The 11,637-nt window shown below is 42.0% G+C and carries 10 protein-coding genes; 4 read left to right on the top strand and 6 right to left on the bottom strand.

The features are described from left to right. Window positions 1-3: 3 nt before the first annotated feature. The 6 genes from V7L31_RS26570 to V7L31_RS26595 all read right to left on the bottom strand — a co-directional run bounded on the left by V7L31_RS26570 (window position 4) and on the right by V7L31_RS26595 (window position 6,472). Entirely contained in the window at window positions 4-1,461 is a 1,458-nt protein-coding gene (locus V7L31_RS26570) for a slr1306 family protein (protein WP_334699036.1), read from the bottom strand. A 130-nt stretch (window positions 1,462-1,591) separates the two neighbouring features. Next, window positions 1,592-1,987 (bottom strand): group I intron-associated PD-(D/E)XK endonuclease, encoded by a 396-nt coding sequence (locus tag V7L31_RS26575; RefSeq protein ID WP_334699037.1) that lies wholly within the window; start codon window positions 1,985-1,987, stop codon window positions 1,592-1,594. 438 nt (window positions 1,988-2,425) lie between these two features. Continuing rightward, window positions 2,426-3,379, bottom strand: a complete 954-nt coding sequence (locus V7L31_RS26580) for an asparaginase (RefSeq protein ID WP_334699038.1) — start codon at window positions 3,377-3,379, stop codon at window positions 2,426-2,428. Window positions 3,380-3,509: 130 nt separating this feature from the next. Further along, window positions 3,510-4,010 (bottom strand): CGLD27 family protein, encoded by a 501-nt coding sequence (locus V7L31_RS26585; protein WP_334699039.1) that lies wholly within the window; start codon window positions 4,008-4,010, stop codon window positions 3,510-3,512. Continuing rightward, the gene (gene rsfS / locus V7L31_RS26590; RefSeq protein WP_334699040.1) at window positions 4,007-4,465 is read right to left on the bottom strand and encodes a ribosome silencing factor; all 459 of its coding nucleotides are present in this window, start codon (window positions 4,463-4,465) and stop codon (window positions 4,007-4,009) included. Before rsfS ends, V7L31_RS26585 begins: the two co-directional genes overlap by 4 nt. Before the next feature lie 732 nt (window positions 4,466-5,197). Beyond that, on the bottom strand, window positions 5,198-6,472 hold the full coding sequence (locus V7L31_RS26595) for a glycosyltransferase family 4 protein (RefSeq protein WP_334699041.1): 1,275 nt from the start codon (window positions 6,470-6,472) through the stop codon (window positions 5,198-5,200). Between the two features lie 372 nt (window positions 6,473-6,844). On the opposite strand from V7L31_RS26595, the gene V7L31_RS26600 reads away from it, so the two are divergent. From V7L31_RS26600 to V7L31_RS26615, 4 genes are all read left to right on the top strand, one after another. Then, window positions 6,845-8,023, top strand: coding sequence for a DNA cytosine methyltransferase (locus V7L31_RS26600; RefSeq protein WP_334699042.1), 1,179 nt, complete (start codon window positions 6,845-6,847; stop codon window positions 8,021-8,023). 170 nt (window positions 8,024-8,193) lie between these two features. Beyond that, window positions 8,194-8,874, top strand: coding sequence for a deoxyribose-phosphate aldolase (gene deoC, locus V7L31_RS26605; protein WP_094349124.1), 681 nt, complete (start codon window positions 8,194-8,196; stop codon window positions 8,872-8,874). Window positions 8,875-8,963: 89 nt separating this feature from the next. Continuing rightward, complete coding sequence (gene recO, locus V7L31_RS26610; protein ID WP_334699043.1) at window positions 8,964-9,944, top strand: DNA repair protein RecO; 981 nt, start codon at window positions 8,964-8,966, stop codon at window positions 9,942-9,944. Then, entirely contained in the window at window positions 9,931-11,583 is a 1,653-nt protein-coding gene (locus tag V7L31_RS26615) for an MFS transporter (RefSeq protein WP_334699086.1), read from the top strand. Before recO ends, V7L31_RS26615 begins: the two co-directional genes overlap by 14 nt. The last annotated feature ends 54 nt before the right edge of the window (window positions 11,584-11,637 follow it).

Raw genomic sequence — 11,637 nt, forward strand, 5'->3', positions numbered from 1 at the left:
AAATTATCCTACAGCCTTCTGAACAGCAACTACTTCAACCTGTTGCGCTTCTGGAAATAAACGCTTCACGCCTTGCTTAACAAATCCCTGCAAAAAACCAATCTGCTGATTTTGCTGAAACACCTTTTGCAAGGTTTGCCGCAAATTCTCCAAATTCAAACCAGTCCCAGAATCTACCGCTATTTCCTGCTGTTGGAAATATTCAACTAAACTTAACCCTGCGACTCTAGTCAGATAAGCTGCACTGACTCCCTGAACTACGCCACCAGCAACAAAGGTAACGGTATTACTTTTCAGAACAGTACTAATCGCCTTTGTCGAAAGTTCAACTAAGCCCAATTTCAGCATCAAACTTCCCATTGTTCCAGCTACAGTTTGCGCTTGTTCTAGGGAAAACTTCTGCTGATAGATGTTACCCAAATCCATTACCATTTGAGCATTAATTGCCGCAGTCGCCAAAATATCAAGGGCTGGTACTGGGTTAGCAAAGGCCGCCGCCGCAGCTATCCATTGATATTGTTCAATAATTGGGGTGGCGCGATCGCGTCTGGTTCCATTCAGCCAGTTTTTCGCCTCAGCTTTCAATAACCCGGCTTTCCTCATGGTAGTTAGCCATACCAACCGTTGTCTTTGCTGTACCAAAACTTCATCCAACTGCTGAGTTAACTGCTGGATATCTGCTGCTGGTTGTTCCATCCACTCTTGCACAGCACCATCAGCCTCATGCTTTCGGACTTTGATGGCAATAGGAGAGGCCGCAGTTGCAACTACATTCCCCTGCATTCGCTGTTTTAATGACAGCAAGATGCTGGCGCTTTCATCGGCTAAATACTGGTCTTGTTTGTTGAAAACCAGGATTGTAGGCTGATTTGCTGCTTTTAGCTGCTGTAAGGTTTGAAATTCTGAGTCTGTCAAATCACCGTTTGTCAGGAACAGAACAAAATCTGATTTTGCTACTTCTGTCAAAATAGCTGCATCGGAATTTTCACCCACTTCTCTAAATAAAGGTGCTGTCTCTTGTAAAGACACGAAATTCCGTGTCTCGACATTTTGCTTTAGCACTTGAATTAAAGTGCTTTTACCCACGGATTTCCCGCCAGTCACAGCCACTTTAATTTCTTGTCTGTCTAATTCCAACAATAGTTGGTTAACTTGTTCTCGCAGTGTTTGTAACGCCGGATGGTTTTCTGATTCTTGTGCCAGCTGGTTTATTATAGTTTCAGTTTTAGCGATCGCACTTTCCACAGTCGCCCGATCCACAAGCATACCATTTAGCTGCTCTAAACTATCTTTCGGGCGATTTTGCTGGAATAACCACAAACCACCGCCTACAGCTAAAGCACTCAACAAACCAAACTCACCCACCTGCACTATCGAATCGTGCCAACTGTCCAACATCCACAAAGAAAAGGACAGTCCCAATCCTCCCACTAAAATTGGTCGCTGCAACTTCACAACCATGATTCTCCGCGCCTTTTAGATGGCTATTTCTTCCAGAATAGATTAAAAACCTGCTTCTGGGAATTTAACAGGCGATCGAACACAACTTTCTTTACCTACAGATGCTTGTAAAATTAACTCCCAAGCATTCCTAATATTGTGCCGAACGCGGTTTACGCTGTCTTTTCTCAGCCTCAACAAGATGTATTTCGCTACCGTAGCCAACGAATATGTCTATTGGGAATATATAAAACAGGTCAAGATTTTCTATATAAACTAAAGCAAAATTAAAGTCTGCTGGCTTATAGGCTTCTCGAAGCATTTGTCGCCGATTGGTTTTAGTGCGGCGATTATCTACAACATAATTGCCAGAAGGTTCATCGAACCAAGCGTATTTGACTTGGATTTTAATTAGAGTTCCGTCAACATCAAATACTAAATCATAAGGTAGTCTATCACCAACAGGTTTCAAAACTCCCCAACCACGCTTTAAGGCATGAAGAACAGCAGCTTGTTCAGCTATATCTCCCTTAAGCTTTGTGTCCATCTGCAAGATAAAAATAGTTAAATAAAACAAAACCCCGGAATCTTTTCAAATTTCGGGGTTTTGTTTTAATTTGGTGGCGGGAAGTGGATTTGAACCACTGACCTTCGGGTTATGCTTACCAACTACAACTTTCGTTGCCCAGATTAACTGGTTTGTGGTCTGGACTGTCCCTTCACCCTCGGCGTTATCGTTAGGGTGTCTGCCTTCCAGTCTCTACACCTTCTCCATTTCTGGAGCTTGGTTCGGGATTACCGCGCTATTGGCTTCCCCGAGTTTGACAGATAAACACACATAAGTTTCTTTATGTGCCGCCCATAGCAAACTTAACTAATAAGCGTGTAGTTAACTTTGCCCGTTGAGCCCGACGAGCTACCAGGCTGCTCTATCCCGCGTTGCTCTCGACTTATTTATAGTAACCTATAGTCAAGAGTTTGGCAACTACAAAAATGATAATTCTCCAATTACTTCTAAACGCTTGTATTTTCCTAAGGTGACAAACTTCTCTGAGAGGCTTTCGGCGGCACTGGGACTAATCCAACCCATTTGCTGGAGTAAGTGAATCGCCACGGCGTATTTTGCTCGTTTCGCCCCATCCATGACTTTGATTGCCAATCCCAAGCCTTCACCGAGTCTACCAATGCACTGCACTCCTTCGGAACCAGTTTTACTGACTAGTTCTCCTGGAGTTAAGCGCATCAGTTCCGTATCAAATTCTCCATCTCCTGCTACCATTGCGGGGTGATGAGTCATCGCTCGGACGATGCGCTCCATATCCAAATTGGTACTAGAGGCTAACAGTGCATACAAAGATGCCATGTGACCGAGCTGCATCAGATAAGTTGGTACGCCACAGTCATCATGAGCGCTAATAAATTCTGCGGCTGGCATTCGCAGCAACTCTGCTACTTTGCCCAAAATTAACTGCTGGATTGGGTGCTTGCGATCCAAATAGTTATTCAAGGGCCAATGGCGTTGCTGACAAACAGCTAACATTCCTGCGTGTTTTCCAGAGCAATTGTATTCTAAAGGACTCCGCTTTCCTTCAGGAATTGGACACTGGAGTACAGTCGGGTCAAGATCCGCCCGCCAAAGGATGTTAAATACCTGTCGGACTTGATCTATTCTTCCTTTATGGGAACTTGTGATAATTGCTAAGTCGCGATCGCTGAGTTGATAGCGTTCCAATGTCCCTGTGGTGGTGACAGCGAGTGCCTGAAATGGTTTGAGCGCTGAACGGATAAATGCAGCAGTTTCAGAATTTCCAGCAACGGTGAGAACCCGTCCTCGTTCGTCGCAGACAACAGCTTGGACTATATGCCTGGATTCAATAATACCTTCTCGCAGCAACCGGACTTCCAGTGCTGCGGCTTGAGTTCGTTTTCCCATTGTCATGGGTTTATATTTATCACCTTTTTTAATTAATTAGTCATTAGTCTTTTGTCCTTTGTCCTTTGTCATAAGTCATTTGTTTATTCACTAATGACTAATGACTAATGACGAATGACCAATGACTAATGACTTTTTAAAACAAATGCCAACCTATAGTACCAATAACGTACATTCCCGCCAAGCCAGCAAAGGTAAATTGTAACCGTCGCAGAATGGGTTTGATTTCGTATGCAACAATTAAGCGATCGCGGTTAAGGATTTCCTGTGGTTTAGTCCAAGTTTGTCCGTCGTACCAGCCCGACTCTTCATAAAATACTGTAGGACTGCCAAGGCGATCGCACACGTAGAACCAACCTAAGTACAACCTTACCAGTATTAGTACTAAGCCGACACTCGCTCCGGCTGCACCGCAGAGAATAAAATGTGCAATATACTTGTGAGGGGGAAAACTTGCCGCAGCTATGGGCCCTGCAAAAAGCCAAGATAAACCCCAAATCCAAAGGAGTTTCGTGATATACTCGCGCCAATCTAAAGTAGTATCACGAAACAGCCAGGAAGTTTTTAACTCTTCGTATTCATTGAGCGGTTGTTGGTCTGTAGGAACTGGGCAATTAGAAACCGAAGACCTAATCATGTTGGCTTACCCTCACCCTCGTCTGATTCTGGAAGGGAAATACGTTCTGCATGAATCCAGAACGCTTCTAAATTATAAAACTCCCGTTCCTTGGGCATCATGATGTGAACGATCACATCACCGTAATCTTGTAGTACCCAACTCCCCTCAACTTTTCCTTCTGTCCTTATGGGACGACGTTGCAACTCAGTTTCGACTTTTCCTTCAATTGCTTGAGCGATCGCTCTGACTTGTACCCTAGAATAGCCAGTCATCATCACAAAGTAATCCGCTAGGTAAGATACCTCTGCTACTTTGAGCAATATAATCTCACCTGCTTTGCGGTCTGATGCCGCTTCTGCGATCGTTGCAGCTAATTTTCCGCTCTCCTCTTCAGTATGGGCGTGGCTTTTAACCACACTCTTCGTCAGTGGGACGGATTGTAATGGGAAATTTCCTTGGAAATAGTCAGTCATTAAACCTCAGGTGCTTTTTTTCTTTGGAAACAATTGTTTACATTTACTTACAAATCACAAACAATTGATCTGAAAATGTGTCAATAGGTTTTTTTGAATACTAACAAAAAAACAGGTGTCTATGGGGCTAGTACCGCAAGGCGGAATTCAAAATTCAAAATTCAAAATTCAAAATTAATACAGTGTAAGCGTTTCATTGATTTTGAATGGATGGTTTATTTACGCCGTGTTGTACTAGTTTGATCGTTGGCTGTTTAAATTTCGACATCTGCAACTGCTGATTGCTAATGGTTATTGTGCAGCTATAAATCAACCAATAGCTTGCCAGCAAGTATTTCTAGCGAAAATAACCGTAGATTCATCAAACAGCACAATATGTAATGTAAAGCTAGTAATTCGTAGGTAAAGGTTCTGGACTTAGACTGTCTGCTAAAAACTACGATACAACACACCAGACTCATGACTGAATCTAGCAAAAGTGCGATTAATATACGTATTTTACAAGTATCAATAAATAGCAGTATATTCCGCTATATGGATAACAAATTGGTTTACTCACGGATTGAATGAAGTGAAGCCGTGGGATTTTTAGTTTAATAATGCACCTGAAAACCTGCCTATCTATTGCTATGTGTTTCCTAATAAAATTAGTGTCCCTCAAAATCTCCTGCTACCTAGATTTGAGGGCATAATTGCAATTGCTACAGATGCAATTTAACTTTGCTGCAAAGCTTAAACTTCTTGTTTCGTAACTATGCCTGTAGACTGAATTGCTTGACGATTTGCCATCAATGAGTAACATAAGGACTCATACTGATTTAAAGCTTGCTCAAAAGAATATTGCTCAACGGCATACTGGCGACTTTTGTAACCCAGAGTTTTGACTTTTTCAGGATTTTGGTACAAATCTAAAATTGCGATCGCTAAAGCTTGGGGATCTTCTGGAGGTACAATAACTCCGCCACCACTTTGCCTGATAGCTCTTGCTGCTGTACCATTGTCAGGGACAGAAGCAACTAAGGCCCCTCCACTGGCAAGTAGCACTTGAATTTTTGATGGCATATTGAAGGATACAACATTTTTCTTTTGCACCACCAAGCCAACATCGGCAGCTGCTAACATTTGTGGCAAATCTTTGCGGGGTTGAAATGGCAGTAACAAAACATTATCTGCACCACAGTCTAGACATTCCTGTTGCAATCGCTGTAAACCTTTGGCCTCGCCAACAATCACAAAGACAATATCTCGGATATGGCGCAATACAGCAGCAGCTTTGACGACGCTTTCTAAACCTTGGGTGAGGGCAATATTACCAGAATAAAGTACTACAAATTTGCCATTCAGATTATGTGCTTCGCGGAAAGGGTTATTTTCTTTAGGCAAAGGGCGAATAAAATTTACATCAACCCAGTTAGGGATTTGCACAATTTTGTCAGCTTCTACACCCTTAGATCGTAAATTCTCCACAAACCCATCGGCGATGACGCTAATTTTACTGGCAGTACGATAGGCAAATTTTTCCAACACTGTAAATAACTTTATAAGCCATTTATTTTTAAGTAGACCGACGTGGACTGCTGCTTCTGGTAATATATCTTGTAGATTTAAGACCACAGGACAAGCACGTAACCATCCTAAAAGAGCAACTGGTACACAGCTTGGTAAGGATGGTGATGTTGAGAGGATCACATCTGGACGCCAACCGATGAGGGCGGGTAAAAAACTAGTGACAACGAAACTAGCATCTAATAACACCCGATCTAATAGGTTGGGTTGTGGACGAATCCAAACGTAACTGCGTTGAATTTGAACGCCATTTTTGGATTCGTTAACATACCACTTGCCCCGATATTCTTGGTAAATTTGACGTTCGGGGTAGTTAGGCATAGCAGTTACTACGCGCACTTCATGTCCACGCTTCACTAATCCCTCTGCTAATTCAGTCATCAGTGGGGCAATGCCAATTGGTTCTGGATAGTAGTTGTAGGAGTAAATTAAAATCCGCATAAAAAATTAGTCCGAAGTACCCCGGTTTTTATTTAATGACAAATATTTGTCCGAAACATTATTTGGAGCTTGGTAACTCCTATATTTAATTGTGACTTCAGACTCTTTTTCTGTCAGGGATTTTCCTTAAAGATTGAGTAAACTTCGATATGAGATACTTAGAGGAAGTATGAATTTTTTTGACTATTTAAGCAGTCTTCAAATTGTTCGTTTTTAATTGGTACTTACGTATAAACCCCAAGTATATTAGGGTTTGCCAACCCTTAAGACCAAATGGGGATAGTTAGTATTAGTTTCCCTGGAAGAAAAGATATAATCAATTTTATTAAAATTTGATATTAATTAATACTGTTTGATCATACTAGTAATTTAATGAGCGATCGCCCTTGTATTTTCTCTTTTTTTGCTGGATCGGGTTTCCTAGATTTAGGTTTTGAAACCAGCGGTTTTAATATTGTTTATGTCAATGAAATCTTCGCCCCATTCATCGCCGCCTATCGCCATTCACGAGAAGTTCTGAAAATGCGATCGCCTGAATATGGATATCATCACGGTGAAGCCGCCGATGTAACAAATCTTATTACCGGAAAAGAAGCGCAACGCCTTCAAGAATTAGTCAAAGACTGCCGCAAATCTCATAATATAATTGGTTTCATCGGTGGGCCTCCCTGTCCTGATTTTTCTATTGGTGGAAAAAATAGAGGACGTTTAGGAGATAATGGTAAACTTTCCGCTTCTTATGTTGAATTAATTTGCCGTAATCTTCCTGATTTCTTTTTATTTGAGAACGTTAAGGGTTTATGGAAGACAAAAAAACACCGTTTATTTTTTGAATCGCTCAAGCAACAATTACAAGCAGCAGGTTACATATTAACAGAGCGGTTAATTAATGCTATTGAATACGGCGTACCCCAGGATAGAGAAAGAATTATTTTAATTGGTTTCAAAAAGAATTTTCTTCAGAATATAGGGATCAAAATCGGTAGTAAGGAGTTACTACATGAGAGATATTTCCCTTGGGAAAATCATATTTTATATCCTCACGAAAAAGTTTTTGCTTACCCCTGGCGTCAGTGTGAACCATTCCAAGAAAATTCTTTAATACCTTGTCCTGATGACATTCCCGAAGAATTAACAGTTGAATACTGGTTTAGAAAAAATAACGTTCTGAAACATCCCAATGCTGAACACTATTTTCAACCAAGGGCAGGGATCACAAAATTTGCTGCTATTAATGAAGGAGATGATTCTAAAAAATCTTTCAAACGTCTGCATAGATGGCGTTACTCTCCGACAGCTTGCTATGGAAATAATGAAGTACATTTACATCCTTACAAAATCCGGCGGATTTCTGTAGCAGAAGCTTTAGCTATTCAATCTTTGCCTGTCAATTTTGTACTTCCAGAAAATATGTCACTAACTAATATGTTTAAAACTATTGGTAATGGTGTTCCATATTTGGCATCGCAGGCATTAGCTCAAACTATTATTAACTTCTTAGAAACTAGTGTGAAAAATACTGTTGAAATTCATAACATTACTACTACTTAACGTCTAAATAAATACTTACAGTAATTCTGGGATATCTGTAAAGCCAATATTAAAGACAATTCAGCAGCTTGTTTTCAGGATAAACTCGTAATAAATGTGGTTTAATATATATATAAGAAATGTTTTAATTTTTTATAAAGTTTAATAATCAATCACAGGCAGAAGACACGATGGCAGCAGACTATCCAGACATTGATATTGCGCCATTCATCGATCACTCCTTGTTAATACCGACAGCTACTCCAGAGCAGGTTGAGCAATGGTGTGAAGAAGCATACAGATTCAACTTTGCGGCGGTTTGTCTGTTCCCCGCTAATGTTAAGCAAGCAGTAGAACTCCTCCACGGTAAAAACCCTAAAGTCTGTACGGTGATTGGTTTTCCTTCTGGTGCAACGACTTCAGCCGTGAAACTGTATGAAGCTCAAGAAGCGGCGGATAGTGGGGCCACTGAGTTGGATGTAGTTATGAACTTGGGCTGGTTGAAAGCTGGCAAAACTGAAGAAGTCCACCGGGAGATTGCCGAAATTTGCGAAGAGACTGGGCAAACAGTCAAGGTAATTTTGGAAACTAACCTGTTGACAGATGCAGAGAAAAAAATAGCTGCTGAAATCGCTATGGAGGCGGGAGCAGCATTCTTAAAAACTAGTACAGGTTGGAATGGTGGTGCCACAGTGGCAGATGTACGACTTTTGCAGGAATTGGCCAAAGAAAGAGTGGGAATTAAGGCTTCAGGTGGTATTCAGACTATCAATCAAGCCCTAGACTTAATTGTAGCGGGTGCTACTAGATTAGGCACATCTCGCGGTATGGATTTGATCCGTCAGCGCGATAACCTGGGAAAGGGTGAATAGTCATTTGTCCTACCCTGCGGGAAGTCGCAGAAGCGTCTATGTCATTTGTCCTAAGCTAATGACCAATGGCTAATTACTACTAATTAATAATGAGTAGAACCTACAAAGCAACTGGTATTAATCTTAAAACCCAGGCGCTAGGAGAATCGGATAAAATAGTGACGATTTTGACGCGAGAATTCGGTTTGATTCGAGCCGTGGCTCCAGGGTCACGTAAGCACAACTCCAGCCTGGGCGGTAGGAGTGGGATGTTCGTTGTGAATGAACTATTGATTGCCAAAGGGCGATCGCTTGATAAAATTACTCAAGCACAGACTTTAAAAACTTATCCTGGTTTAGCTAAAGATTTGGGAAAACTGGCCGCCAGTCAATATTTAGCAGAAATAGTTCTATGTGAAGCTTTGAGCGAACAACCCCAAGAAGAACTTTATGATTTGTTCAATGAACATCTTCATCGTTTGGAGATGGTGTCTAGTGCAAATCCATCTGGTGTTTTAGCTCATCTGGCTCATGGTGTATTTCATCTTTTAGCCTTAGCAGGACTAACGCCACAAGTGCAAATCTGTTGCCTATCTCAGCACCCCCTCAAACCAGACTTTACAAACCCCAACTGGCAGGTAGGATTTAGTATCCCTGCGGGTGGAACGGTTTCTTTAGAAGCTAGGGAACGTTTACGAAAAGAAGGGCAGAGGGGCAGGGGAGCAGAGGGGCAGAGGGGCAGGGGAGCAGAGGGGCAGAGGGAGATTAATAACCAATTCCCCATGCCCAATGCCCCTTACCTCTTATCCCCAGAGGGGGCCCCACCATCCCCAACGCCCAATACCCAAACAGTTGTTGTGCATCGGCAAGAAATACCTGTAATTTCTAGTCGTTTGGGTGCTATGGAACTGGCTTTGCTTCAACATCTATCACAACCAGAGATAAGGCAAATTGATGGTGCTAGAGATCATCACTGGTTATCTGTTGAGCAGACTTTGCGCCAGTATGCTCAGTATCAATTAGGCCGCCCTATTCGCTCTGCTACCTTAATCGACTCTTATTTTGCTGCCAACCATGATGCAACCGTCTGATTTGGATAAAAAAATCCTGCCTTTGTCACCAAGCCTCGTCAAAAAACAGAATAGGGTATCAGATCCGACAGTCAGGAATCACTTAAGTGCTGTTTCTAAATGTACACTTAGTCAAATAAATGGCCAAGAAATGTCCCAAAAAGATGTTTCTAAAAACGATCAAAGTTGGACAGCAGAAATCCCAAAAACTGATGTTCCAAGTCAATCAGAAACACAATCTGAGGACAAATTAACCACTGCTGAGGTAGATAATAACGGCGCTAGCAATGGGCATAATTTGCCAGTAGCCGCGATCGCAGAAAAAGAACCACTGCAATTAGATGGATCTGGTTCAGGTGGAGAAGCTATTGCAGGGAATGTAAAACAGCAGGGATTTTTACCTGTATTAAAAAACCCTAATTTCTTGGCTCTTTGGGGTGGTCAAGTTTTTTCCCAATTGGCAGATAAAGTTTATTTGGTGCTGATGATTGCCTTGATTAATACTCAGTTTCAAGGAAGCAATCAGAGTATTAGTGGTTGGGTGTCAGTCTTGATGATGGCTTTTACGATTCCAGCCGTATTGTTTGGTTCCGTTGCTGGCGTGTTTGTCGATCGCTGGTCGAAAAAGGCTGTGCTGGTAGCAACGAATATTTGGCGCGGCATTTTGGTTTTGTCAATTCCCTTGTTGATGTGGTTGACTCATGATTGGAAACCCATAGGAGTGCTGCCAGTGGGTTTTGTAATCATTTTGGGTGTGACTTTTTTAGTTTCCACACTGACACAGTTTTTTGCCCCGGCAGAACAGGCGGCAATTCCCTTAATCGTAGAAGAACAGCATTTACTCTCGGCTAATTCGCTTTACACAACAACGATGATGGCATCGGTGATTGTTGGGTTTGCCGTTGGAGAACCGTTGTTAGCGATCGCGGATGGACTCTGGCTGCAAATTGGTGGTAGTGGTAGTTTAGGCAAAGAACTTTTAGTAGGTGGCAGTTATGCGATCGCTGGACTAATTTTGTTCCTCCTGGCAACTAAGGAAAAACACCACCACCCCGATACAGAATTTCCTCACGTATTCTCTGATTTGCGAGACGGTTTTGCCTATCTCAAAGCAAATCATCGTGTCCGCAATGCTTTGCTTCAATTGATTATCTTGTTTTCTGTCTTTGCAGCATTAACTGTTCTAGCCGTTCGGATGGCAGAAATAATTCCCAACATGAAAGCCTCCCAGTTCGGCTTTTTACTAGCAGCTGGCGGTGTTGGTATCGCGGCGGGAGCAACAATTCTCGGTCAATTTGGTCAACGCTTTTCCTATACTCAGCTAAGTCTGTACGGCTGTATAGGTATGGCAGCATCCCTGATTGGTCTATCAGTATTTACAACTCAACTGTGGCTAGTCTTGTTACTGGTAGCGCTCTTAGGTATCTTTGGGGCACTAGTGGGAATCCCGATGCAAACTGCCATCCAAACAGAAACACCTCCAGAAATGCGTGGTAAAGTTTTTGGCTTGCAGAACAATGTAATTAATATTGCTCTCTCCTTACCTTTAGCATTAGCTGGTGTCGCAGAAACCTTTCTGGGACTACAGGTAGTTTTTTTGGGATTAGCTGCGATCGTCTTTTCAGGAGGTATATTAACCTGGTATAACTCGCACAAGTAGTTATCAGCTAACAGAAGTTATTATTCATTACCTTGAAGTAATTAATATTTACTT

The sequence above is a fragment of the Nostoc sp. genome, from assembly GCF_036916655.1.
Taxonomy (GTDB): Bacteria; Cyanobacteriota; Cyanobacteriia; order Cyanobacteriales; family Nostocaceae; genus Nostoc.